The 24,162-nt window shown below is 73.8% G+C and carries 20 protein-coding genes; 7 read left to right on the top strand and 13 right to left on the bottom strand.

Annotation, left to right across the window (positions count from 1 at the left end; all coding sequences use genetic code 11):
- Window positions 1-251: 251 nt before the first annotated feature.
- A complete protein-coding gene (locus tag ACIQ8B_RS27110) occupies window positions 252-623 on the bottom strand; it encodes a VOC family protein (RefSeq protein WP_403550348.1) in 372 nt (123 codons plus the stop codon).
- Between the two features lie 80 nt (window positions 624-703).
- Here ACIQ8B_RS27110 and ACIQ8B_RS27105 point away from each other — a divergent pair, with 80 nt between their 5' ends.
- Together ACIQ8B_RS27105 and ACIQ8B_RS27100 are read left to right on the top strand one after the other, a co-directional pair.
- Window positions 704-1,165, top strand: coding sequence for a MarR family winged helix-turn-helix transcriptional regulator (locus tag ACIQ8B_RS27105; protein WP_403550347.1), 462 nt, complete (start codon window positions 704-706; stop codon window positions 1,163-1,165).
- A gap of 193 nt (window positions 1,166-1,358) precedes the next feature.
- Window positions 1,359-2,888 carry an alpha-1,2-mannosidase gene (locus tag ACIQ8B_RS27100; protein ID WP_403550345.1) on the top strand — a complete coding sequence of 510 codons (1,530 nt, stop codon included), beginning with the start codon at window positions 1,359-1,361 and terminating at the stop codon, window positions 2,886-2,888.
- Between the two features lie 46 nt (window positions 2,889-2,934).
- Here the strand turns inward: ACIQ8B_RS27100 and ACIQ8B_RS27095 are convergent, their stop codons facing one another.
- The 6 genes from ACIQ8B_RS27095 to ACIQ8B_RS27070 all read right to left on the bottom strand — a co-directional run bounded on the left by ACIQ8B_RS27095 (window position 2,935) and on the right by ACIQ8B_RS27070 (window position 11,329).
- Window positions 2,935-3,945 (bottom strand): hypothetical protein, encoded by a 1,011-nt coding sequence (locus ACIQ8B_RS27095; protein ID WP_403550343.1) that lies wholly within the window; start codon window positions 3,943-3,945, stop codon window positions 2,935-2,937.
- Window positions 3,946-3,997: 52 nt separating this feature from the next.
- Complete coding sequence (locus ACIQ8B_RS27090) at window positions 3,998-5,305, bottom strand: TRAP transporter large permease subunit (RefSeq protein ID WP_403550341.1); 1,308 nt, start codon at window positions 5,303-5,305, stop codon at window positions 3,998-4,000.
- A gap of 9 nt (window positions 5,306-5,314) precedes the next feature.
- The gene (locus ACIQ8B_RS27085) at window positions 5,315-6,082 is read right to left on the bottom strand and encodes a hypothetical protein (RefSeq protein WP_403550339.1); all 768 of its coding nucleotides are present in this window, start codon (window positions 6,080-6,082) and stop codon (window positions 5,315-5,317) included.
- Window positions 6,079-8,214 (bottom strand): hydantoinase/oxoprolinase family protein, encoded by a 2,136-nt coding sequence (locus ACIQ8B_RS27080; RefSeq protein ID WP_403550337.1) that lies wholly within the window; start codon window positions 8,212-8,214, stop codon window positions 6,079-6,081. The genes ACIQ8B_RS27085 and ACIQ8B_RS27080 overlap by 4 nt, the downstream gene beginning before the upstream one ends.
- Window positions 8,215-8,317: 103 nt before the next feature.
- Window positions 8,318-9,946 carry an FAD-dependent oxidoreductase gene (locus ACIQ8B_RS27075; protein ID WP_403550335.1) on the bottom strand — a complete coding sequence of 543 codons (1,629 nt, stop codon included), beginning with the start codon at window positions 9,944-9,946 and terminating at the stop codon, window positions 8,318-8,320.
- A gap of 282 nt (window positions 9,947-10,228) precedes the next feature.
- Window positions 10,229-11,329 carry a LacI family DNA-binding transcriptional regulator gene (locus ACIQ8B_RS27070; RefSeq protein WP_403550333.1) on the bottom strand — a complete coding sequence of 367 codons (1,101 nt, stop codon included), beginning with the start codon at window positions 11,327-11,329 and terminating at the stop codon, window positions 10,229-10,231.
- A 967-nt stretch (window positions 11,330-12,296) separates the two neighbouring features.
- Here ACIQ8B_RS27070 and ACIQ8B_RS27065 point away from each other — a divergent pair.
- Window positions 12,297-13,277, top strand: coding sequence for a methyltransferase (locus ACIQ8B_RS27065; protein WP_403550331.1), 981 nt, complete (start codon window positions 12,297-12,299; stop codon window positions 13,275-13,277).
- Between the two features lie 134 nt (window positions 13,278-13,411).
- Here ACIQ8B_RS27065 and ACIQ8B_RS27060 read toward each other — a convergent pair whose 3' ends face one another.
- A complete protein-coding gene (locus ACIQ8B_RS27060; protein ID WP_290009877.1) occupies window positions 13,412-14,086 on the bottom strand; it encodes a response regulator transcription factor in 675 nt (224 codons plus the stop codon).
- A 51-nt stretch (window positions 14,087-14,137) separates the two neighbouring features.
- The gene (locus tag ACIQ8B_RS27055) at window positions 14,138-16,180 is read right to left on the bottom strand and encodes a sensor histidine kinase (RefSeq protein WP_403550329.1); all 2,043 of its coding nucleotides are present in this window, start codon (window positions 16,178-16,180) and stop codon (window positions 14,138-14,140) included.
- Between the two features lie 283 nt (window positions 16,181-16,463).
- Here ACIQ8B_RS27055 and ACIQ8B_RS27050 point away from each other — a divergent pair, with 283 nt between their 5' ends.
- Window positions 16,464-17,042 (top strand): TetR/AcrR family transcriptional regulator, encoded by a 579-nt coding sequence (locus ACIQ8B_RS27050; protein WP_403550327.1) that lies wholly within the window; start codon window positions 16,464-16,466, stop codon window positions 17,040-17,042.
- Window positions 17,043-17,058: 16 nt separating this feature from the next.
- Here ACIQ8B_RS27050 and ACIQ8B_RS27045 read toward each other — a convergent pair whose 3' ends face one another.
- Complete coding sequence (locus ACIQ8B_RS27045) at window positions 17,059-18,078, bottom strand: SMP-30/gluconolactonase/LRE family protein (RefSeq protein ID WP_403550325.1); 1,020 nt, start codon at window positions 18,076-18,078, stop codon at window positions 17,059-17,061.
- A gap of 170 nt (window positions 18,079-18,248) precedes the next feature.
- On the opposite strand from ACIQ8B_RS27045, the gene ACIQ8B_RS27040 reads away from it, so the two are divergent.
- Window positions 18,249-20,051 carry a flavin-containing monooxygenase gene (locus tag ACIQ8B_RS27040; protein WP_403550323.1) on the top strand — a complete coding sequence of 601 codons (1,803 nt, stop codon included), beginning with the start codon at window positions 18,249-18,251 and terminating at the stop codon, window positions 20,049-20,051.
- Between the two features lie 85 nt (window positions 20,052-20,136).
- Here ACIQ8B_RS27040 and ACIQ8B_RS27035 read toward each other — a convergent pair whose 3' ends face one another.
- Complete coding sequence (locus tag ACIQ8B_RS27035; protein ID WP_403550321.1) at window positions 20,137-20,898, bottom strand: SDR family NAD(P)-dependent oxidoreductase; 762 nt, start codon at window positions 20,896-20,898, stop codon at window positions 20,137-20,139.
- 145 nt (window positions 20,899-21,043) lie between these two features.
- Between ACIQ8B_RS27035 and ACIQ8B_RS27030 the strand changes: the two genes are divergently transcribed.
- Window positions 21,044-21,658: a TetR/AcrR family transcriptional regulator gene (locus ACIQ8B_RS27030; protein WP_403550319.1), complete on the top strand. Its 615-nt coding sequence runs from the start codon at window positions 21,044-21,046 to the stop codon at window positions 21,656-21,658.
- A 64-nt stretch (window positions 21,659-21,722) separates the two neighbouring features.
- Here ACIQ8B_RS27030 and ACIQ8B_RS27025 read toward each other — a convergent pair whose 3' ends face one another.
- Window positions 21,723-22,025, bottom strand: coding sequence for a DUF1540 domain-containing protein (locus ACIQ8B_RS27025; protein ID WP_198602659.1), 303 nt, complete (start codon window positions 22,023-22,025; stop codon window positions 21,723-21,725).
- Between the two features lie 489 nt (window positions 22,026-22,514).
- On the opposite strand from ACIQ8B_RS27025, the gene ACIQ8B_RS27020 reads away from it, so the two are divergent.
- The gene (locus tag ACIQ8B_RS27020; RefSeq protein ID WP_403550316.1) at window positions 22,515-23,243 is read left to right on the top strand and encodes a hypothetical protein; all 729 of its coding nucleotides are present in this window, start codon (window positions 22,515-22,517) and stop codon (window positions 23,241-23,243) included.
- 118 nt (window positions 23,244-23,361) lie between these two features.
- On the opposite strand, the gene ACIQ8B_RS27015 is transcribed toward ACIQ8B_RS27020, so the two are convergent.
- A complete protein-coding gene (locus ACIQ8B_RS27015; protein WP_403550314.1) occupies window positions 23,362-24,162 on the bottom strand; it encodes a ScbR family autoregulator-binding transcription factor in 801 nt (266 codons plus the stop codon).

Here is a 24,162-nt window from a genome sequence, read left to right as displayed (position 1 = left end):
GCTACTCCTGGTCGATCCCCCGGCAGGACCTGGCCGCCGGACGCTTCGACCGGGTCTACGCCACCATGGCCTGGAACCCGTGACATCCGCAGGACGCCGGCCCGGGACATCGCCGCCGCCAAGGCGGGAACCGTTGGACGGGCGGCGTGGAGAAGCCCCCGGCGGCGCTCCGTGCGGGGGCGGCCGCCGGGGGAACGGCATCGATGACCGCCCCGGCTCCGGCACGAGGAGCGGGACGGCGACGGCCGTGATCAGCCTCCGTGGACGGTGAGGCGGTAGCCCTCGGGTCCGGTGAAGGTGAACGTCGGCCCGAAGGGGCTGTCCTGTACCGGGCCGGCCACGTCGACGCCTGCCGCGACGAGCTGCGCGTGCAGGTGGGCGGCGTCGTCGGTGCGCAGCCACAGTGCCACCCCCAGGCCGGGGGTGGAGTCGCCGGTCAGGTCGGTGTCCGGCAGCGGCTCGCGGACGGCGAAGGGGATCGGGGTGGTGGCGAAGATCACCGCGTTCGGCGGCGAGACGGGGGCGCGGCGCAGGCCGAGGTGCTTCTCGAAGAAGGCCGCCGCAGCGGGCAGGTCCGTGACTTGCAGAGCGATGAAGTCGGGGCCCTCGACGGCGGCGGTCATGTTTCCTCCAGGAATCTGATGTCAGGACTTTGACATCAAGGACTGTAGATACCTTCCGTCAGTCATGTCAAAATGCTGACATGGAAGATCGGACGCCCGTTCCCCCGCCGCACCCGGCCCGGGACGTCACCGAGCACGTCGGATACCGCCTCAAGCGCACCTCGGCCGCGCTGCGCTCCGCCATGGACAAGGCACTGCGCGAACACGGCCTGACCGTCCCGCAGTACTCCTGCCTGGAACTCCTCGACGAACAGCCCGGTCTGTCCAACGCCGCCCTGGCCCGTGGCACGTTCGTCACCCGGCAGTCCGCCAACGTCGTCCTGCGCGGTCTGAGGGACGGCGGTCTGATCACCCGCCCGGCTTCCGCGGAGCACGGCCGCGCCCTGCCCGTGCACCTCACCCCGGCCGGCCAGGAACGCCTGCGCGCCGCCCGTGGCGCCGTCTACGCCATTGAGCAGCGCATGATCAGCAACGTGGCCCCGGACCGCCTGGCGGCCCTGCTCGCCGACCTCGACGCGATGGCCGAGGCGCTCGGCGACTGACCGGCCGCAGCAGAGCGCCTGCGGCCGGACCGAGGCGCCGGCCCCGGACCGCACGGCTGTGGACGCGGCCCGGTGCGCCTGGCCACCCCGGCACTCCCCGACCGCGTCGTCAGTCCGGCGCACTAGGGTTTCCGATCACAGTCGTCGCGTGGACGGCTGCTCCGTCGACCGGGCATCAGGAGCTGAGGACGCCATGGGGTTTGAGGCAACGTATGCGGACTTCTCCGTCGGCCCGGCCCGAGTGGGCAACGCCGACGTCAGGCTGCACAGGGCCCGATTCGCCGGGTCGCACCTGGCGCTGAGTGCGGGCGGGAGCGTGACGCTGGAGTTCGAAGTGGCCGACCCGGAGGACGTTCCGCAGGTGACCCTCACCGTCACCGCGCTCGTCTCCAAGGCCGGGAGATCGCTGGGGTACGCTCCGATGGACGTGCTCCTGCAGGGTGAGCCGGTGGTCGAGGATCTGACCGTGCCCGGGGGCGGGGACCTTCCGCAGGACAACGTCCTCGCCGTTCCCGGGCATCTGCTGAAGCCGGGCGTCAACACCCTGGAGATACGCTCCTCGGCCGAGGCGAGCACCATGCTCTGGCTCTACCGGGTCACCCTGGACCCCGTCTGGGAGCGCGGCCGTTCGGAGCGTGCCCGGACCGCGGCGGCCGCCCGTGACTCGGTGTTCGCCTACCGTACGGAACTCCGGCCCGCCCACTCCTCCTCCGCCCACTGGCAGCCGGCGCCGCGGCTGCTGTTCCACATCGACCGGGGCGAGCACTCGCTGCCCGCACAGCTCGGATGGCGCGGCGCCGACGGCGCCGAGACCGCCATCAGCTTCCAGTCGAACATGTCCGACTTCCACGGCTGCCGCCGTGACGCGAACGGTACGGTCCACGAGTACCGGGGCCGCGTCACCGGCCGCTGGGCATACCCGGAGGGCGTCGGGCAGGTACCGGCGGAATCCCTGTACCGCTTCCACACCGAGGAGGGGTGGGGCGGCGGCTGGCACCGCGCCCACGAGTTGCGGCTGCTGGTGGACGACGGCGGGTCCGCGCTGGAGCGGGTGACCTGGCGGGACCAACGGGGCAACTCCGGTGTGGCCGTCCTGCACACGCTCGAGACCGAGGCCGAGGTGACCGAGGTCGGGGCGAGCGGCGAGCACTACGCGGCGGGCGAGGTCGCCCGCAACCTCCTCGACGGCTCCCGCAGCAAGTGGCTGGTGGGCGACGACACCGCGCTGCTCGACTTCACACTGGCCCGCCCCGCCGCCGTCACCTCGTACGTCCTCGTGTCGGCGAACGACCACCCCGACCGCGACCCCCAGGACTGGACCCTCCACGGATCCCATGACGGCCGCACCTGGACACCGCTGGACTCACGCACGGGTGAGATGTTCGACCGGCGTCACCTGACACGGGAGTTCTCCCTGCGCGGCACGCCCAAGGCCCACCGTCACCACCGTCTGGAGATCACCCGCAACGCCGGCGCGTGCGAGATCCAGCTCGCCCAGGTCCGCTTCCTCGAGGGCCCCGCCGGACAGGGCTTCACCGGCTACTACCAGCGCCACGACGAAGGCCCCATCGGCTATCGCGGCACCCCCGTCGCCGTCGCGTCCCCCACCCGTCCTCCCGCCGCCGCTTCCCGCGTCGCCTCGGAGCTGGAGACCGCCGTGGCGAGCCTCACCGAGACGGCGCACGCCTTGTCCGGCCTGGCGGCGCGCCTCCGCGAGCGCTGACACCGGGCCCTGCCGGGGACGGGCCGGCCGGGACGGGGGACCGGCTCTACCGGGGGCGCGCGGACACCGTGCCGCGGGCCAGCGCGATGGCGCCCGACAGCCGCTCCCCCGCCTCGTACACCATGTACGGCACGCCGCCGTCGGTGCCGAACGACGGTGACGCCGCGCGCCCGTTCTCCGGTGCCGCGCTGCCCGAGGCGTAGAAGACGCCGAGGTGGTCGCGGCGGGAGAAGTCGCTGCCCACCTCGGTGATCAGGATGTCGCCGCCGCTGCCCTTGTCGGTGTTGTACACGACGTACGCGCTGCCGCCGCGGGTGAGCAGGTGCGGCCCGCCGACGTTGACCGCGCCGACCTCGGCGTGGTCGATCAGGGGCCGGTCGGAGAATTCCCAGGTGCGGCCGTCGGGCGACCAGCCCCAGCCGATGTCCCGGTGGTCGGCGGTGGTGTTCCACATGAACAGCATCACGTAACGGGCGCCCCGCGCGGGCAGGTCGTGCCGGAAGACCCGGGCGTAGGAGGTCTCGGTGGTGCCCGCCGGCATCATCGACGTGCTGAGGACCGTCCTGTCGTAGGCGAAGTGCACGCCGTCCTTGGAGCGGGCGAGCCGGGTGGTGGTGTTCTCGCCGTGGAAGTACAGCCACAGCTCACGGACATCGGCGTTCCACAGCACGTGCGGTGAGGAGACGTGGCTGACCCTGTAGTGCGGGGACCAGTCGTTGCTCACGATCGGGTTGCCCGGGTACTCCGTGAACGGACCCTCCAGGGAGTCGCCGTACGCGAGGCAGATGCCGCCCGGCGCGTCGTGCGGGGCGTAGTACAGGTAGTACCGGCCGAGCGAGGCGCTCAGCTTGTCGTAGACCCCGCGGACGCACGGGAAGATGATCTCTCCGGTGGGGTTGTAGGCGAGCTGTGCGGGGGTGAGGAGGGTGCGGACGTGGCGGTAGTCGGGGAAGCCGCCGGGGGCGGCGCCGGCCGGGCCCGCGCCCTGCGCCCCGAAGGCGAGCACGGCGCCGCCGGCGGTGGCGGTGCGCAGGAAGGTACGGCGGTCGAACGTCATGTCGTCACGGCTCCTTCGGTTCGGTCGGACGGGAGGGCGGATCGCGTGCGGCTCACAGCTGGGTGGCGGCGGTGACGATCAGACCGCCGAGGGCGACGCACCACACGTACGGCAGGGTGCGCAGCATCACCTGCTGGGGGCTGACGCCCGAGTACTGCGCCGCCCACACGGTCTGCGTGCTCGTCGGGTCGCTGACGCCGAACACCTGGTTGTAGGACGCGGTCAGTCCGAGCACGGCGACGGCCGGGTAGATGCCGGCGGCGATGAGGACGCCGGCGATTCCCGCGCCGAGGCCGTACACGTTGAGCGGCCCGCGGTACAGGCACAGCGGCACCAGCAGGGTGAACACGAGCACGAAGACGACGGGGTCGTCCGGTGCGACGGCCTCGACGAGCGGGTTCAGCGCCTCGACGGCGCCGGGGAGTCTCACCGCGGCGAGCAGGACGCCGATCGCGACGAAGAGGGCGATGGGCGGGGCGGCGACCTCGAAGCCGGCGTAGAGGGTGCGCAGGAGCCGCTTGTTGAGGTGTCCGGGCCGGGTCGTGGTCAGCGCGGCCCACAGGACGCCGCCGAGCATCGACGGGATGACGGGCAGTTCGAGGCCGAGTGCGAGGACCAGCGGCACCACGGGGGCGAGCAGCGCGTACCAGGGGGCGTCGCCCATCCGGCGGGCGCGGGCGCGCCGCCGGCTCCGGGGGCTGTCGTCGCCGGAGCGCTCCGTGGCCGGCGTCAGCGACCAGGCGTGTTCGACGCCCCTGCGGCGGGACTCCACCAGGACGAAGAGGACGGCGAAGAAGGCCGCGAACGGGAACAGCTTCAGCATGAAGCCCTTCACCGTGTCGAGGGGCAGTTCCAGCGCCGTGGAGAAGAACTGCCAGACGGGCAGCTCGAAGGGCAGACCGGCGGCGATGCCCATGAGGATCGTGCCGGCGGCGGTGGTCTTCGGGACGCCGACCGCGATCATCGCGGGGATGCCGATGATGCCCGCCATCATCGCCGCGGGCGCGGAGCCGGTGACGGTGCCGATGAGGGCGGAGACCGTGAGGACGCCGAGGGCGACGACGGTGGGACGGTCGCCTCCGAACTCGACGATCTTACGGACCAGGGTGCCGGCGATGCCGGTCTCTTCCATCAGCTTGCCGAGCCAGGAGCCGATCAGCACGGCCAGCATGGTCGCGGCGAGAGCCGGCGGCCCTTCCTGGAGCACCGTGTCGAGGAGGCTGTTCTCCCCGGTGAGCGGCGCTCCGGCGGCGATCGCCATGGCGACGCCGAGGAGCACCAGGGCGAAGGCGGTGGGGAGCACGCGGGCCAGCATGAGCGCGACCCCGGCGAGCATGAGCAGCAGAATGACGATTCCCATGGCGGGGCCTCAGTCCTCTCGGAGGGCCTGGACCGCGTGTGTCAGCGCGGCGGTGAGGAGGAGCGGGGTGCGGCCCAGGCCGCAGACGGCGCCCGCGTAGGCGTGCGCTACGAGTTCACCGGCGCCGGCGACGTGTCCCGGGACGCGCAGCGCGCCGATCCGCAGGGCGGTGTGCCCGAGCCGGTCGCGCAGTGCCCGGCGGGCGCGGGCGTCCTCGTGCAGCAGGCAGTGGGCCCGCTCGTGGGCGAGGGCGGCGGCCCTCAGGGAGCCGGCGGGGTACAGGTGCCGCCAGCCGAGGACGTCCACCAGGTGCTCGCCGAGGGCGAGGGTGTCGGTGAACAGCTCGACGGTGGGCACGGGCCGCGAGCGGTACCGGGCGAGGAGCAGCCGGTCCGTTCCGCCGGTGGTCTCGACGACGCGCGCTCCCGGTGTGCCGGGGGCGGGTCCGGCCGCTGCGGTGGCGGCCAGCCCGGCGCCGAAGTCCGTCGCCGTCCGGGCCCACCGGCGCAGCAGTCCCTCGTCCCGCGTCTCGTGCCCCGGCGTGCCGGCGAGCAGCCGCAGGCCGAACTCCGTGTCGTCCAGTGCCGCGAGGCGCGCGCAGGCCGCGCGCAGCTGCTCCTGGCGGGCCGGGGGCAGGGTGAGGAACGGGGAGTCCGGCGGGGCCGTCACCGGGCGACGGCCGGGCTGCCGCTCCCGCGGTGGTGCCGCCGAGGGGCTGTCCGGAGCGTGTCCGGCACGGGTGCGCGGGGTCGGCGGACGGTGTGTGCGGGTGCTCATGCGCGCACCTCCAGGACCGCGACGACCGGCTCGTCGGCCGCGCGGGACCGCAGTTCGCTGCGGGCGAGGGCCAGCAGCGGTCCCGCCTCCAGGACGCCGGAGAGGTCGGCGATGCGGGAGCCGAACAGCAGGCGCAGTGCCGGGGCGCGCACTCCCCCGTCACCGTAGGAGGTGGTGTCGCGCACCAGGCCCGCGAGGAGTTCCGGCGCCTCGCCGACGGTGGTGGAGGCGACCGTGGCGTCGGCCGCGTGCAGCCGTACCACGCCGTCGGCGTCCAGCACCCGCACCGGGCGCCGGGCCTTGCGGAAGCGCCGGTGCCGGACGGTGCCGTACACGGTGTGGGCGGGCGTCTCGGCGAGCACCCGGACGGCGGCCGGGTCGGCGCGCAGGCTCGCGGCGGCCAGTTCGAGCCGCTCGGTGTCGTCGGCGCGGTGCGCCCGGTCCTGGGTGCGCAGTTCGGTGGCACCGGTGGCGACGGCCCGTACGGTGTTGGTCTGGGGGTCGACGGTGACCTCGACCTCGACGGCCGCCGGGTCGGCGCCCTGGGCGACGACGGCGGTCTCGGCCTCGGCGCGCACGCCGAGGATCTGTTCCTGCGTCGCCCCGGGGATGATCCGTTCGACCTGTTCCCGGACGAGGGCGAGGGCGACCCCGATGGGGCTGATGACCTCGTTGTGCCGGGCGATGCGGCCGGGCAGCGCGGTGACCGCGGCCAGGTGGGGGGTCACCGAGGCCGCGCCGCCGCCCCCGCCGACCAGCACGGCGGTGTCCCGGTCGAGCCCGTAGTCGTCCATCATCGCCTCGGTGACCTCCCTGACCTGTCGCACGCCCGCGTCGAGGAAGTGGCCGGCCGCCTCGTCGACGCCGGTGCCGAGCGCGTCCGCGAGCGGTCGGAGTGCGGCACGGGCGGCCTCGGGGTCGCAGGCGGCGAAGTCGCCTGCGGGAACCCGGCCCAGGGCGTTGGCCGCGCAGGTCAGGGTGAGGGCGAAACGGCCGCCGGCCGCCTCGATGACCGCGTAGTCGTCCGGGTCGCCGTCGAGGGGGGAGACGGTGACCAGTGTGGCGCCCGCGAGTTCTTCCGGAGTGGCGAAGCAGGCGTAGGGCAGGCCGGCGATGTGGGCGCTGCGCGGGCCGACGGCGTGCAGGCGGCCGTCCGCGACGCGGGCCATGGAGCCGCCTCCGACGCCGACGGTGCGCACGTCGAGCGCGGACAGGTACGAGGGTCTGCCGAGGATCGTGGCGTGCCGTACGGCGACCTTGCCGCGGCGTACGACGCTGATGTCCGTGGAGGTGCCTCCGGTCTCGAGGAAGACGCCGTCGCTGAGCCGCTCCCGCATCAGCGCCCCGGCCACTCCGGCCGCGGGGCCCGAGAGCACGGTGAGCAGGGGGCGGCGGCGCATCTCGTCCAGCGACATCACGCCCCCGTCGCAGCGCATCACCATCAGCGGCGCCGTCACCCCGGCGGCGGTGATGCCGCGGTCCACGAGGTCGGCCGTGGCGAGCATCCTCGGCAGGATCGCCGCGTTGACCACGGCGGTCCGGGTCCGCTTGCGCAGCCCGTACAGCGAGGTGATCTCGTGCGCGGCGGTCACCGGCAGGCCTCGTGCGCGGGCGGCGTCCCGCACGGCCCGTTCGCCGTCCGGGACGTCGACGCCGAAGGGTTCGGTCGCGACGAGCACTTCGGCCCCCGCGGCGGTGACCGTGTCGACGGCGGAGCGGACGGCCGCGGGGTCGTCGGGGTCGGTGACGTGGGCGTAGTGCAGCGGAAGCCGTTTGCCCGGGGTGAGTTCGAGGGAGGCGAGCCCGGCGAGCCGTCGGGTGGGCCAGGCGCCCGGGCCGGAGCCGATCCCGACGAGCCCGACGGGGGCGACGTCGCCCTCCAGCAGGGCGTTGGTCGCCTGGGTCGTGCCGTGCGCGAGGAACGCGACGTCCCCCGGGCCGCTGCCGACGTCCTTCAGCAGCCGGTCGAGTGCCTCGACGATGCCGTGGGCGACACCGTCCTCGTGGTGGTGGGTGGTGGGGACCTTCACCTGGGCCACGAGTTCCAGGGGCACGGAGTCGACGGCCACGGCGTCGGTGAAGGTTCCTCCGACGTCGATGCCGACGCGGATGCGGTGCGGGGCCGGAGCCATGGGGGGAACACCTCCTTGTGTTCGTGCGCACGGCGGACGGTGCGGTACGGCGGGCGGTCGCGCCGCCGTACCGCACGGGCGGCCGGCGAGCGGGTGCGGGCGGTCAGTAGCCGCGGACGTCGGGCCAGTGGCGCTGCACGCCGGCCCGGTCGAGCACGCGGGTGAACTCCTCCAGCCGCTTGTCCTCCTCCTGCACCTGGTGCGGGCGGACGCCCTCCTCCAGGCAGTGCGCGGCGAGCGCGCCGGCGACCTCGCCGATGTTCCATTCGACCGGGTGGAGGCGGTAGCAGCCGTTGGTGATGTGGGTGGTGCCGATGTTCTTGCCGGCGGGCAGCAGGTTGCGCATCCGGCGGGGCAGCAGGGCACCGAGGGGGATCTCGAACGGCACGGAACCGATGTCGATGTAGTTGTCGCCTCCGGTGGAGGGGTGCAGGTCGATGCGGTAGCCGCCGACGCCCACGGAGTCACGGTGGCGGGTGCCCCCGTAGGGGCCGACGAGGTCGATGGCGACGTCGTGTTCGGTGACGGTGGTGACGGCCTTGATGCGGCGTGACTCACGGACGTAGGGCGCCTTGGCGAGCCCGTCGGCGGTGCCGGTGACGTCCGGGCGCAGCCGCAGGCCGGGGAAGCCGGTACCGCCGTCGGTCCTGGGCGCCTCGGTCTGGAGCCAGTACAGGACGGACAAGGAGAGCTGTCGGGCCTCCTCCACGGCGGCGCGTGACGTGTCCTCGCCGGCGCCGACGAGCGGCTTGAGCCAGTAGTCGTTCAGCGGCCAGTTGACGAGGGTGACGTCGGAGTCGAAGGCGCCGGGGCGGTGCAGCGCGCGGGCCAGGATGCGGCGGAAGCCCCACAGTTCTTTGTCACCGGCGTCGGCGCTCTGGTCGGCGTCGACGCCGAGGGGGTCCGTGTCGGGGTTGGGTTCGAAGGTGCGCGGCACCGGCTCGAGGGAGCGGGGGTCGGGGGCGAGGAAGCCCAGGAGCGGGCCCGGCCAGAAGCCGGGCCGGTAGGAGCGCCAGAAGGCGTAGTCGTCCGGGCGGTCGATGGTGTGGTCCTCGCCCTGGTGGTGGGAGAGGGCGAAGCAGACGGTGATGCCCTGCTGATTGAGGGGGTCGGCGGTGTCCGGGGCGTGCGGCTCGTCGTGCTCGGACCGGGCCTCGGCGCCCGAGGCGTGTTCCACACCGGCGAGTTCGAGCAGTTCACCGGTCTCCGTCGCGTCGAGGACGTAGGGAGCGGTGATGGTGTGCCGGGCGCCGTCGCGGACGTCCTCCACGGTCACGGCGCGCAGGGTGTCGCCGTCGGTGTCGGCGGCGACGGGCCGGGTGTGGGTCAGCACGGTGAGCCGCCCGGCCGCGATGTGCGGGGCGAGCATCGACTCCAGGACGGTCAGCGCCACGCGCGGTTCGTGGCAGAGCTTGCTGACGCGGCCGGCGCCGGGGTTGAGCAGGGGCAGGTCCCGGGCCTCGGCGCGCAGCGGGTACCACTGCCGGTAGTACGCGCGGATCCCCTCGCGCAGCGCCCGGTAGGAGGCCGTGACGCCGAACTGCTCGACCCAGGGGTGCTCGTCCGGGGGCACGGCCTGGGCGGTGAGCTGGCCGCCGATCCAGTCGGTCTCCTCGGTGAGGACGACGGTGCGCCCCGCGCGGCAGGCGGCCAGCGCGGCGGCCACGCCGCCCGTGCCGCCGCCCGTGACGAGGACGTCGGTGTCGGTGGGGGTGCCGGTGGGGATGGGCATACGGTGCTGGCTCCTCGGGGGACGAACGGCGTGCGGCGGCACGCCGTGGGACGGGCGTGGTCGGGGTGCGGTGGGACGGTCCGGGGGTGAGGTGAGCCGCGATGGTCCGTCGGTGGCGTGGCGGCGGTCCGTCGTGGCGGGTGGCCGGTCGGGGCCGGGGTGGTCCGCCGACGGCGTGGCGGGGCGGCCCTGGGTGACGTCGCCTCGTGGGTGATGCGGGCGTGCCGGGCGGAGGGCCCCGGCCGGTGACCGGGGCGGGCCGTCGCCCACCGGCCTCCGGTCCTATCGGGTGCCTCGGCCGGCCCCGCCGGGTGGCGGGCCGGTGGTGTGCCCGGGCCGGAAGGCACAGGCCACCAGGGGCTCCTCGTGTCCCTGTCCGGACAGCTGGGCGATGAGCAAGCGGACCGCGGCGGCGCCCAGGTCGGCACGGGGCACGTCGAAGCCGGTCGGTGACGGTGCGGTGGTGGCCAGGTCGGCGGGCGGGGACCCGAGCAGTGCCAGGGACAGGTCGCCGGGCACGTCCAGACCGGCCTCGGTGACGGCGGCCCGCAGCGCTCGCCAGGCCGCTCCGTTGTCGGTCTCCTCGGTGACGAAGGCGGTGACGCCCTCGTCCAGCCGCGCGCGCACCCACTCGGGCGTGATGTCGTCCTCGGGGCGCGAGGTGCGCACCACGACGGCCGGGTCGTCGGCGGCGCCCGGGGGGCCGTACCGGGCGAGCCCGGCGCGGAAGCCTCGCTCGCGGTCGGTGGAGGCCAGGGCGTCGTCGTCCTCGCGGACGAACAGGACGCGGCCGTGGCCGAGTTCGATGAGATGGCGGACGACCTCGGCGGACGCGGCGACGTAGTCGGCACCGACCCAGGCGAGTCCCCGAGGCTCGTCGCGGCGGCCGATGTGGACCGCCGGATAGCCGTCGGCGACGAGCTTGCCCAACTGGTCGTCGGGGACGTGCCGGCCGAGGAAGAGGCATCCGTCCGCGAGCCGCACCCGGTCCAGGGCTCCCGGCTCGCGCGCCTGGGCGCCGCCGGAACTGGAGCCGGTGAAGAGCACCAGGTCGTATCCCTGGGCGGCCGCCTCCTGCTCCACGCCGACCAGGAACGGATAGTAGGAGTGTTCCACCGCGGTCGGGAACGTCGCGGTGAAACTGAACACGCCCAGCAGGTTGTTGCGGGCCGCGGCGAGCCTGCGGGCGGCGGGGTCGGGCACGTAGCCGAGTTCCCGTGCGGCGGCCAGCACCCGTGCGCGGGTGTCCTCGTGCAGGGCGATGCCCTGCTTGTTGCCGCCGAGCACCAGCGACACCGTCGTCTGGGACACCCCGGCGAGCCGGGCCACCTCGGCCTGACGGGGTCGGCCACGACGCTGCCGGGACGGCACCTTTTCGGCCATGCTGAATCCTCCGGACGGCTCGTGACTAATGCGCATTAGCAGGGCGGTGAACAGGAGGTTCGACGCGCTAATGCGGATTAGTCAGCAACAGTGCCCCCGTCCGGCGGGAGGGTCAAGGGAGCCGGGACGACTAATAAGCGACTAATATTCCGCGCCCTCTCCGGGGCCCGTCCGAGCCCTGCCGCCGAGGCCCGGAGGGACGCGGCGTGGGCGGGCCCCGGGCATCACCCGCCCCGGAGAGGGGCGTACCGCACCGGATCACGGCAGGGGCGCGATGACCGGCGCCGGCCGTCCGGTCCGGCGGCGCGGACGTCCCCGCCCGACCACCCGCGGACGTCGGCCAGCCGAGGGGCCGACCGGGCGCGGCACGTCCTGTCGGCCGACCCGACGGCCCGGACTCCCCCGCACGCGCGGAGGTGTGGTGGACGGGATCGCGGGTATCCGGGGATCACGCCACGCCGCGGACGCCCCCCGCTGCCGCGTGGCGAGGCCGCGCCAGCAGCGCTCCCCCCGTCGCTGCACGGCGCGGCCCTTGTTCGTCCCCCGGCCCGCGGGCCTTCCGCCGTGCGCCATGCGTGGCGCCGGCCGGCCCTGTTCTCGGGCGGTACCCGGCCCGGCCCTGCCCGGCTTCGCCTGCGTCGGCCCGGGCATGACCACGGGAGGAGGCGGCCGAACGGCGGTGAACGCCGTGGCCCCCACGCGCGGGCAGGGGCCGCGGCTCCCCTTCCGGGCGTCGCCCCGCACCAGGTGGAAGTCCCTGGCCGGCGACGCCCCGACAGTGGCGTGCCGGGCGCGGTCGGCCGCTGGTTCCGGAGGACCCGTCTATGTCCCACGGCCTAGTCGGCACTCCTCACGGCGGAGGACGCCGCCGGGCGCGCCGGGCGACATGATCCTCCACATGACTTTGTTCGAGCACGATTTCGTCGCAGCGGGTTCCGCCGGACCCCCCGTGGGGGTCACGGGCCGGATGCTTCAGATGATCACCGGTTACTGGGTCACCCAAGTGGTGCGCACCGCGGCCGAGTTGCGTATCGCCGACCATGTGCGGGGAACCGGTGCCACCGCGGCCGAGGTGGCCGCGGCGGAGTCCCTGGATCCCGATGCGACCTTCCGGTTCCTGCGGGCCTGTGCCTCCCTCGGCCTGGTCGTCCCGGCCGACGGTGAGCGCTTCACCGGTACGCCCCTGCTCGACACCCTGCGCTCCGACGCCCCTGACTCCCTGCGGGACCTGGCCCTGTGGGGCGGCGCCCGGTCCCACTGGCTGCCCTGGGGACAGTTGGCGGACGCCGTGCGCACCGGCGTCCCGCCGACCGGGGCGACCCTCGGTGCGCCCGTCTTCGACTGGCTCGCCGGCGAACCGGCGGAGGCCGAGGTCTTCACCAACGCGATGACCGCCATGACCCGCGGTCTGGCCCGCAAGCTGGCCGACGTGATCGACCTGGCGGACGCCCGGGTCGCCGTGGACGTCGGCGGCGCCGGCGGGAACCTCGTCCAGACCCTCATGCAGCGGCACCCCGGCCTGACCGGCGTGGTCCTCGACCTTCCGCACGTGGCCGCCGAGGCCCGCGCCTCCGCGGACGCCATGGGTGTCGCGGACCGGTTCGACTTCGTCGGCGGCGACTTCTTCGAGGAGGTGCCGTCGGGGGACGTGCACCTGCTGAAGTTCGTCCTGCACGACTGGGACGACGACTCCTGTGTCCGCATCCTGCGCAACTGCCGGGAAGCCCTGCGTCCCGGTGGGCGGGTGCTGGTGATGGAGCTCCTCGTCGACCGGGCCGGCACGCCCGGCCTGGAGCCGCTGATGGACCTCAACATGATGGCGCTGTCGACCGGACGGGAACGCAGCCTCGACGAGTTCGGGCGGCTCTCCGAGCGGGCCGGGCTGGTACCGGTCCGGACGACTCCGTCCGCGTCCCGGGTCGTCGTGCTGGAGCTCGTCCCGGCCTGAACCGGTCCGGCGCCCCGCACCCGCCGGGCTCGCCCGGCTCCCGAGCCGTCCCGGAGCTCGGTTCGCGCCCTGACCGGAGCTGGAGCGTCCGGGGAGGTTCCCGGCAGGGGCGCAGGCCGCCTCCGGGACGCCCGTCAGGGGGAGGCGAGGGATCCCGACGGGCGGATCAGACCGCTCTCGTAGGCGAAAATCGTCGCCTGCACGCGGTCCCTGAGGTTCAACTTGCCGAGCACGGCGCTCACATGCACCTTCACCGTGCCCACCGCCAGCCCCAGCCGCTCCCCGATCTCCGCGTTGGTCAGGCCCGTGGCGACCAGTGTCAGCGTCTCCCGTTCGCGGGGGGTGAGGCTGTCCACGGCGGCCGTGGTCCGCGCGGAGACCGGGGCACCCTGGGCGAAGGCGGCTATCAGACGTCCCGTGACCGCCGGCGCGAGGACGCCGTCGCCGGCGGCGACGACCCGGATGGCGTTCAGCAGCTCGTCCGGGTCGGAGTCCTTGAGCAGATAGCCGGAGGACCCGGCCCGCAGGGCGTCGTAGACGTAGGCGTCGAGGTCGAAGGTGGTGAGCACGAGGACCCGGACGGGGCTGCCGTTCTGCGTGATCAGACGGGTGGCCGTCAGCCCGTCCATGCCCGGCATGCGGATGTCCATCAGCACCAGATCGGGCTGGAGCTCGGCGGCCATGGCGACGGCCGTGCCTCCGTCGGTCGCCTCGCCGACCACGGTGATGTCGGGTTCGGCCGCGAGGATCGCCGTGAACCCCGCACGTATCATCGCCTGATCGTCCGCGACCAGCACACGGATGCTGATGACATCTCTCCTTCCCTCGCCCGCGAGGGGCCGTTCACCCGGTCCATTCTCCTACACGCGCGGGGAGCCGGCCGCCGTGCCTGCGGGGCGCGGCGCCTGCGGGGCCTTGCCGGCGTCGAGGCTTCCCAGGAGACCGCGCATCGCGGCCAGGGTCGCCCGGGTGGCGGCGGCGACGTCGTCCAGACTGCCCGCCTCCGCGGCGGAGACGACCCGGTCGGTCTCCCGGAGCACCGTCTCCCGCAGGCCGTCCGCCACCCGCCGACGCTCGTCGTGGACCAGGTCCTTCGTACTCGACAGCAGGGCCGAGAGCTCCGCGTGCCGGCGGTCCAGCTCCCTCCGCCGGCGCCTGTGCACCAGCCATCCTGCCAGCCACACGAGGGCGCATCCCCCGGCGAGGACGCACAGCAGCGGGACGAGGAGGAACACGACGCCGAACGGGTCGACGGGGTCCCCGAGGAGCCGGCCGTCGGCGGCGAAGGAGGCCATGACCGCGCTCGCGAGGGACAGGACGGCGGCGGGGACCGCGAGGAACGTCAGCCGGGAACGGGGCGGGTACGCCGTCGCCGTCGGCGGGGGCCCGGCGTGCGACGGGGCACGCAGGACACGGCCGTACGCGGCGACGGCGTAGACGGCGGCCAGCTCCGCGCACCCGCCCCAGAGCAGACAGCTCGCGGCGGCCGGCGGCAGCATCCCGCTGCGGAGCGCCGCCGGCCACAGCAGGGCGGTGGCGCAGGTCGCCGCGAGCATCGCCCAGGGAGCGCGGCGACGGCCGAGCAGGGGCAGGGCGTGCGCGGTCAGCAGCAGCGCGAGCAGCAGGCGGACCGACGCATCGAGGTGGGAGCCGTCCGCCGCCTCCAGGGCGGCACCCACCGAGACCGTGGTGACGAAGCCGAACACCGCCGCGTCCGCGATCCGCTGCTCGCGGGTGAAGTCGCGCCGTCTGCCGGCGGGCACACCGCGGGCGGAGGTCGGTTCGGGAAGCACGGCGTGCACGCGCCAGCCCCCGTCGGGCCGGGGCCCCGCGGTCAGTTGCCCGCCCAGGTCGGTGGCGCGCCGCCGCATCCCTGCCACACCGCGGCCGGAGCCGATGCCCAGCCGGTCGCCCGCGGCGCCGGGGGGCCTGCCGTTGTCGACCGTCAGCAGCAAGGCGCCGTCGGCCCGTTCCACCCGGACGGCGGCCGGGGCGCCCGGCGCGTAGCGCAGGGCATTGGTGAGGGCCTCGCGGACGATGCCGTGGGCCGCTTCGGCCGCGGGGCCGGCGAGATCGGCGGGCAGGGACACCGCGACGGGGCGGCCCACCTTGCCGAACCCCGCGACGAGTTCCTCGATCGCCGCGGTCATCGGCCGGTCGGCCGGTCCGTCGTCCGCCCGCATGACGGTCACCAGCCGTTCGAGGGCGGACCGGGTCTCCTCAGCGGTGCGGCGCGCGAAGGCGAGGGCGTCCGTGACCAGTTCGGGCCTGCTGCCACCGAGCCGGCGGGCCGCTTCCACGGATACCACGACGGAGGTGAGGTGGTGTGCGCTGATGTCGTGCAACTCCTGGGCCAGCCGGTCCCGTTCGGCGTCCGCCGCCCGCTTCTTTCCCCGCTCGGCGCGGACCAGCCGCAGCAGCGACACCCGTCGCTCGCCGCGCCAGTGCCGTCGGCCCGCGCCGAGGGCGGCCGCCACCGAGCAGAAGCCGACGGTGAGAAACCAGTCGGGCAGGAGAGCGCCGCCGAACCCGTGTTCCGCTGCGCTCGGCAGGAACTGGACGGCGCAGGCGACGGCGGTCGCGCTCAGTCCCCTGACCCAGTCGCTCAGAGCGGTGACGGAGAAGAGCGCCACGAGGACCGCCACCACGGTGACCAGGTTCAGCGTGTCGGGGGGCAGGGCGAGTCGGGCCAGGACGGACACCGTGAGGGTTCCGGCCAGGGCGACGAGCGGCGCCCGCCTGCGCTGTCCGAGCGCGAGCACGCAGGCAGCCGTGGCGACGGAAGCGGTGATCCACGCGGCGGCTCCCCGGGCCGGTTCCGTCGTACGGGCCGCGGCGCACCACAGGGCCAGTTGGGCGGCCGCCAGGAGAAGGGGCAGGAGCCAGCGCCTGGTTCGGACCATTGACACAAGTGTAGTGCCGGGGACAGGAGTGCCCGGTTCCGGGGCGTGGGCCTCATGCCGGGGCCTACGGCGGGCCGAAGACCCGCGGGGACGCACGCGCCGCCGGCCGCCCCGCACCGACGTGGACGCCGCCGGCCGGGCCGTGAACCGCGTCGGCCGCACAGCCTCTTCACCGCCTCGCCCACGTGCCCGACGGACGGTTCCCGAGACGGCGCGACGCGCCTGGGGCCACCGCCTTGCTCCTCGCCCCCGGACGGGAGCAAGGCCCCGTTACTCTCACGGGGTGACGCAGCAACCCATGTCCGACGCACGGAGGCCCGCGAGCGGGGGCCCCAAGGCCGCTGCCCGCAACCGGGCGGCTCTCATCGCCGCCGCCCGGGAGATCTACGCGGAGCACGGGCTGGACGTCCCACTGTCGGCGATCGCACGGCGGGCCGGGGTCGGGCAGGGTGTGCTGTACCGGCACTTCCCCGATCGGGCCGCCCTGGCGGCCGCGGTCCTGGAGGAGAACGTCCGGCAGATCGAGAGGGCGGCTCAGGAGACGGATCTGGCCGGACTCCTCGGTGTCATCACCTGGCAGCTGACGGAGTCGGCGGCCTTCATCAGCATCCTGCACACCGACAGCACGGGCACTGTTCCCGCGTACGCCGTGGCGCTGTCCCGGCGGGTCGAGCGGGCGTTGCGCACGCTGCTGCCCCAGGACCATCCGCTCGCTTCGGAGCCCGACGACCTGATGATCGCCGTCGCCATGGTCTCCGGGGCCGTCACCGGGCCCACCCGCGAGTACCGGGAGCGCCGGGCGCGGGCGGCCTGGAGATTGCTCGGTGTCGAGGTGGGACCGGCACGGCCCGTCGAGGTGTGAGAGCGGACGGCGGCCGTCAGCCGCCGTTGGACTGCCGTACCCCCTCGGCCAGCGCGCCGAAGGCGTACAGGTAGCCGCCGGCGGGTCCGCTGACGGTCATGTAGGCCCGGGTCCCGCCGGGAGCGATGGCCACGTTGGTCGCCGACTCCAGTCCGTCGGCGGCGCGGGCCGGGACTTCGACGGTCGCCAGCCGTTCGCCGTGCTTGCTGTAGACCGCCATCGCCGGCCTCCCGTGCAGGCCTTGGTAGAGGTTGCCGGCCGCGTCCACCGCGATCGAGTCGGTCTGCGCGGTCCCGCCGTCGACCCGGATGGCGGTGTGCCGTGAGGACACGGAGCCCTCCGCGTCGAGGAGGAGGTAGGAGACGCGGTTCTGTGTCAGCTCGCTGAACCACAGCCCGCGGTGGTCCGCGTCGAAGGAGATGCCGTTCGGCGCGGCGAGGCCGTCGGCCAGGACGGTGGCGTCACGGCCGGTGCGGTCGATCCGCACCACGCGTCCCTTCGCCTCGCCTTCGGACATGCCGCGCGAGTCACTGACGTACAGGTTGCCCTCCCGGTCGAAGGCCAGGTCGTCGGGGTTCATCGGCGCGCCCTCGACGTCGCCGGAGAAGAAGGTCCGCGGGTCACCGCCGTCCGGGTCGAGGCTCACGATGTCGCCGTGCGCGAAGTCGGTCAGGTAGATCCGCCCGTCGTACGGGCTGAACTGGGCCGAGGTGTAGGCGCCGCGGTCGTCGGTGTGGACCGGCCGGGACGTCTTCTTCCGGACATCGACGCGCAGCACCTTCGGCGCGCCGGGCGGGGCGGTGACGTCGACGACGAGCAGCGTGCCGTCCTCGTCGAAGACCGGCCCCTCCAGCAGGGTCATCCCGGTCCGCTCGTGCACCTCCGTCAGGCGCATCACCTGCTGTGCGCGGATGGTCCGGCCCTCTCCGGCGCCGCCCGGTTCCTCCGGGGCGCCGGCCGTCTGCGTACCGCACCCCGTCAGGGCCAGTCCGATCGCGGCCAGTCCGGCGAGCGGCCGGAGCGGGAGTCGTCGCATAGGGATCACTCTTCCTGTCCGAAAGTATGCGGAAGCAACCTTCCACTAACCGGACAGCGCTGTCCGGTTCTTGTTACCGTACGGCATGGCTGCTCAAGTCCTCAGGCGATGCGTCGAGTTGCGGACACAGTGGCTTCCTGGCAGATGACCGGAAGGAACAGGCCCCCCACATGGATCATTCACAGACGCCGACACCCGAGGCACTGGCCGAACTGAGGGAGCGCTACCGGATCGAGCGGGAACGCCGCGTGCGCCCCGACGGACCCCGGCAGTACGTCGGCGCCGACGCCGAGTTCGGCTACTACGCCGCCGACCCCTACACGGATCCGGTCGGACGTGAAGCGGTGCGGGACCGGGTGGACGTCGCGATCGTCGGCGGCGGGTTCGGCGGCATCCTCGCAGGGGCCCGCCTGCGCCAGCAGGGCATCGAGCGCATCCGTGTGATCGACAAGGGAGGCGACTTCGGAGGCACGTGGTACTGGAACCGTTACCCGGGCATCCACTGCGACATCGAGTCGCACGTGTATCTGCCGATGCTCGACGAGACCGGTTACGTGCCCGAGTGGAAGTACGCGCCGGGTGAGGAGATCCGCCGGCACGCGATGCGGATGGCGGAGAAGTTCGGCCTCTACGCCGGCGCCCTGTTCTCGACGTCGGTCACCTCGCTGGTCTGGGACGAGGCGTCGGAGGCGTGGACCGTCTCGACCGACCGGGGCGACGAGTTCCGGGCGACATATGTCGTCACCGCCACCGGCACCCTGACCGAGCTGAAGCTTCCCGGCATCCCCGGCATCGAGACGTTCCAGGGGCACACCTTCCACACCTCACGGTGGGACTACGGCTACACCGGCGGCACCCCGGACGGCGGCCTCACCGGTCTCGCGGACAAACGCGTGGGCGTCGTCGGCACCGGCGCCACCGGCATCCAGGTCGTCCCGGTGCTGGCCGAGGACGCGGGACACCTCTACGTCTTCCAGCGCACCCCCTCCACCGTGGACGTGCGCGCCAACCGCCGCACCACCGCCGGTGACGTCGGCGCCGGCCGTCACGGCTGGGCCCGCGAGCGACGCGACAACTTCCTGCGCATCGTCTCCGGCGAGAGCGCCGAGGAGGACCTCGTCGCGGACCGGTGGACGTCGTCCGCCGGGCTCCTGGAGAAACTGCTGCCGAGCTTCCGCCGCCAGGGCGGTCGTGCCGCGTTCGAGGCCGCCTACGAGGTCGCGGACGCCGCCAAGATGAACGAGATCCGCGCCCGCGTCGACGCGGTCGTCACCGATCCGGACACGGCGGAGAAGCTCAAGCCCTGGTACCGCTATGCCTGCAAGCGCCCCACCTTCTCCGACCTCTACCTCGAGGCGTTCAACCGCGACAACGTCACCCTCGTCGACACCGCCGACACCCACGGCATCGAGCGCATGACCGAGCGCGGCGTCGTGGTCGGCGGCACCGAGTACGAACTCGACTGCCTGATCTTCGCCACGGGTTTCTCCGCCGGGGTCTCCGGCATCCTCTCCGGCCGGCTGCCCGTGCACGGCCGGGGCGGCGCCCGGCTGCAGGACGCGTGGGCCGCGCGGGGGCCACGCACCCTGCACGGCTTCACCAGCAACGGGTTCCCCAACCTGATCCAACTGGGCGGGGTGCAAAGCGCCCCCAGCGTCAACTTCACCCACGTCCTGGACGAACACGCCGTCCATGCCGCCGCACTCGTCGCGGCCGCGGAGGCGAAGGGCACCCTGATCGAACCGTCCCGCGAGGCCGAGGACGCCTGGATCGCCGTCCTGGCGAAGGACGCCCCCGACCACGCGTGGTTCCACGCCGAGTGCACCCCCGGTTACTACAACGCCGAGGGACGCGGCCGGCCGAACGGTCCCACCGCCTATCCGCACGGCGCGTTCGCCTTCCACGGACTGCTCGCGCGGTGGCGCGAGGAGTCCATGGACACGATCCTCCAGCCGGCGCGTCCGGCCCGGTAGGGCTTGCGCCGGGCTCCGGTCCGCCGGCGGCGGGGCGGCCGCGACACCGCCGGCGGACCGGACGCCGGACCTCGGCTGCGGGGTGTCAGACGGCGGACCACCCGTCGTCGACGGGCAGGATCGCGCCGTTGATGTTGCTCGCGGCGTCGGAGGCGAGGAACAGGATCGCCGCCGCCTGCTCCTCCGGCTGCGACACCCGGCCGAGGTTGGCGAAGTGGGGGCCGAGCGCGGCCGGACCGTGGGCGGCCGGGTCGGCGTCCACGGTGATGGCGGTCGCGGTCCCGCCGGGGCACACGGCGTTCGCCCGGATGCCGTTCTTCCGGTACATCACCGCGAGGGACTTCGTCAGCCCGACCACGCCGTGCTTGGAGGCCGTGTACGCGGCCCCCGCCGCGCTGCCGCGCAGAGCGGCCTCGGAGGCGGTGTTGACGACGACACCGCGGCCCGCGGCCAGCATGTGCGGCAGCACGGCGCGGGTGAGGAGGAAGGGGGCCGTCAGGTTGACGCGGACGACCCGCTCCCACTCGGCGTCGCTCACGTCGGCGAGGGCCGACATGCTGTCCATGATCCCGGCATTGTTCACCAGGACGTCCACGCCGCCGAACCGGTCCACGGCCGTCGCCGTCACCCGGTCCACGACGGCCCGCTCGCTCAGGTCGCCCGTGACGGCCACGGCGGTGCCGCCCGCCGCCTCGACCTCCGCGACGACCGCACCGGCCCCCTCGGCGTTGAGGTCGGCGACCACGACGCGGTCGCCCTGCGCGGCGAAGGCGAGCGCGGCCGCGCGGCCTATGCCCGACCCCGCCCCGGTGACGATCACGCTGCGTCCGTTCACACCGTCGGTCATCCAGTACTCCGTCCGTAAAAGGCCGGCGCGGCGGACTCCGCTCGCGCCGTGCCGATGACTCCCCCACTTTATGTCTCTCAGTGACATAAAGTGGTGAGCAAGAATACCGGGGACATCACTGACCGTCGTCGGAGGGGAGGCGCGGATGACCGCAACCCGCGGACGGACGGGACGGCCACCGCTGACCGAGGAGCGCAAGGCCGCCGTCCGGCTGGAGATCGCCCGTGCCGCGGTCGACCTGTTCCTCGCCCAGGGCGTCGACGCCACGACGGGCGAGCAGATCGGGCAGGCCGTGGGCGTCTCGGCACGCACGGTCTGGCGATACTTCCCGTCGAAGGAGAGCTGCGTACGGCCGCTGCTCGCTACCGGGATCGACGCGATCGCCGACGCGCTGCGGAACTGGCCCGCCGGCCGGCCCCTCGAAGAGGCGCTCGACCCCCTGTGGGCCGGCGCCGATGTCCTGCCCGGCCCGGACATCGGCGCCCTGCTGCGGCTGACCCGGAACGAGCCCGGCCTCCGCGCGGTCTGGCTCCGGACCCACGACGAGGCGGAGCCCGTCTTCGCCCGCGCCCTCGCCGAACGGGCCGGCCTCCCCGCCGACGACCTGCGGCCGAGCGTCCAGGCCGCCATGCTCAACGCCGCCCTGCGCGCGGCCGTGGAGCACCACGCCTGGCACACGGCCGACCCGGCGACCGCCCGGGCGGACCTGGAGGCCGCCCTGCGCGCCGCCCTGGCGGTCGCGGCGACGGGGCTCACCTGAAGGCGCCCTCGCTCAGGGCAGCCGGGGCCACGTCACGTGCCTGACGTGGCCCGACGTGTGTGCCTCACTTCCGCGCGTAGGTGAGGCAGTCGACCTGCTCGTGCTCGTAGCCGACGGTGACGGCCGGGGCGTGGCACTCCAGCCCGGAGTTGTGCCGGCAGTCGGCCATCTTGCACGCGCCGACCCTGCCGGTGGTCGACGGATCACCACCGTCCAGGTCGGCGCCCGTGAACGTGTCGCAGACGGGACTGTCGAGGTCCCCCACGGTGATCGCCGCGGCGCGGCACGTGTGGTCGTGGTTATAGGCGCAGCCCTCGGCCGCGCACTCGCTGATGACGGGCAGGTGCATGACGGGCGTGGCTGCCATGGCGGTTCGCCCCTCTCGTGGCCTCGTACGGAGCGGACACCGCGGTGGCAGCCGGGCTCGGGGCCACGCCTGTCACCCGTCGGCAGCGGATGGGGCGGACGGCCCCGCAGGGCCCGTCCGGGCCGGCCGCTCGCGGAACGCTCCTTTCCTGTCTTCCACTGTCCGCGACGGCAGGGGGCGGCGCACCTCCGCGGGCGGAATCGGCTGTGCGGGACGTCGGCGGTGCCGGCTGCCCGGTGGTCCGGTACGCGGCAGGTCGCGGTTCGGGCGATCGGGCGCCGTGGCCGTCGGGTTGCCCGTGGGGACGGCGGGTTGCGCCGGAACCCGTGGCGAAGGGTGCCCCATCGGGCAGTTGATCCTGTCCTTGCGACCGGTGTCGCGGCGATCACGGATCCCCTAGCGTGTGCGCATGAACCGGCGTCTCTCGCCGTAGCTGAGGACAGGGAAGGCACGGCGTACCCCACAGGCCGGGACGCCGAGAGTGAGACCATGCAGAACGTGCCCGAGGGCGACGACGCGCCACAGCCCCCGTCGCAGACTTCCACCACCGCACCGCGTCGGCGTCGCGGCCCGGGCGCCTGCCTGCTGATCGTGCTGCCGGGCATGGTGACGCTCGGCGGTGTCTTCGCGTTCGTCTCGTTGGCCGGCGGTGGGGCGGCCGTACCGCAGGACGGGACGCCGGGCCAGGCGGAGTCCGCCGTCAGCAACGTGGACGGTTCCTACGTCCCTTGGCTGCGCAGGGCGACGGCTGACTGCGTGGGCGTCACCCCCGCGCTTCTGGCCGCGCACATCGACCAGCTGTCCGGATGGCAGAGCGACGGCGCCGGCCTGTCCGAGCTGGGCGTCGCCCGTTTCACGGACGCCGGCTGGAAGAAGTGGGGCCGGGACGACGACGGCAACGGCAGGTCCTCGCCGCACGACAAGGTGGACGCGATCATGGCCCTGGGGCGGCAGGACTGCTCCTTGTCGAAGCAGATGACCGGGCTGCGCACCAAGGGCACCGTGAACGGAGATCTCGCCGAGCTCACGCTCGCCGCGTACGCGGTCGGGGTGGACGAGGTCGCCAGGGCCGGCGGAGTCCCTTCTCCGGCCCGCTTGTTCGTCGCCGAGGTGAAGAAGCGGCTGCCGCGGTACAGCGCACTTCGAGGTGCTTCTCGACGGCCAGTACACGGACCCGATGGTCTGGCTCGCGAACGGCGGCTGAGCGGGGCTCGGTGAGGCCGGCGCGTTGATGAGCTGCGCTCAGTCGTCCGCGACGGCCGGTCCGGGGTGCGATGACGCGCCGGGGGAAAGGAGTGTGCCAGGGGCGGGCCGTCCCGCCGGCTTCACGTCGGCGTCACGTTGCGCGGCACCCCGCCGGCCCCCGGTCGCCGTCCGTACCGGCGGGGCCGGCCACCGTGCGGTCCGTCCCGTGTTCCGTCATGCGAACGGCCGGCCCCCGGTCCCCTGCGGTGTGCCCGTACAGGGGTGGTGCGGGTGAGGTCGGACGGCTGCCGGCGGCCGGTGTGACGGCTCCCTGCCGCGCCGGGACCTGACCGGATCGCGCGTCCCGTTGGAGAGCCGGCAGGACCAGTTTCCACCAGTCGGAGAGGCGGCCGGTGAGCGCGGTGGGGCCTTCCAGCGCCTCCGTGAGCGTGCAGAACCCGTAGAAGGCCCGGACCAGGGTGCGGGCGGCGGCGGCCGGGCGGACACCGGCGGCCAGGCACCCCCCGGCACGGGCCTCGGCGAGCAGACGTGTGGCCGCGGCCGTCCAGAGGACGAAGGGGTCGGGGAGGTCCGCGCTGATGGTGTGGCGCTCGGCCCACAGCCGGGCACCCGCACGCGTCAGGGAGTCCTCCGCGAGCGCGCGGGCGATTTCGTAGCTCAGTGCGACGAGGCGCTCCAGGGGTGGCACGCTCGGATCGTCGTACCGGGGGACGAGGCTGGGCCAGGTCGCGAATCCGTTCCGGACGACCGCCTGGGCGATGCCTTCCTTGCTGGCGTAGTGGAAGTAGACGGATCCGCTGGTCCGTCCCGACCGGGCGCTTATGTCGTTGACGCTCGTACCGGCGTAGCCGTGCTGGGCGAAGAGGCAGGCGGCTGCCTCCAGGAGTGATCTGCGGGTTGCTCTGGCCCGTTCCTGCAAGATCTCGCGCAC

The organism is Streptomyces sp. NPDC096105 (genome assembly GCF_044763335.1).
In the GTDB taxonomy this organism is placed as follows: Bacteria; Actinomycetota; Actinomycetes; order Streptomycetales; family Streptomycetaceae; genus Streptomyces.
Note: the sequence above shows the minus strand (reverse complement) of the source record. Positions and strands in the feature narration are given on the sequence as shown.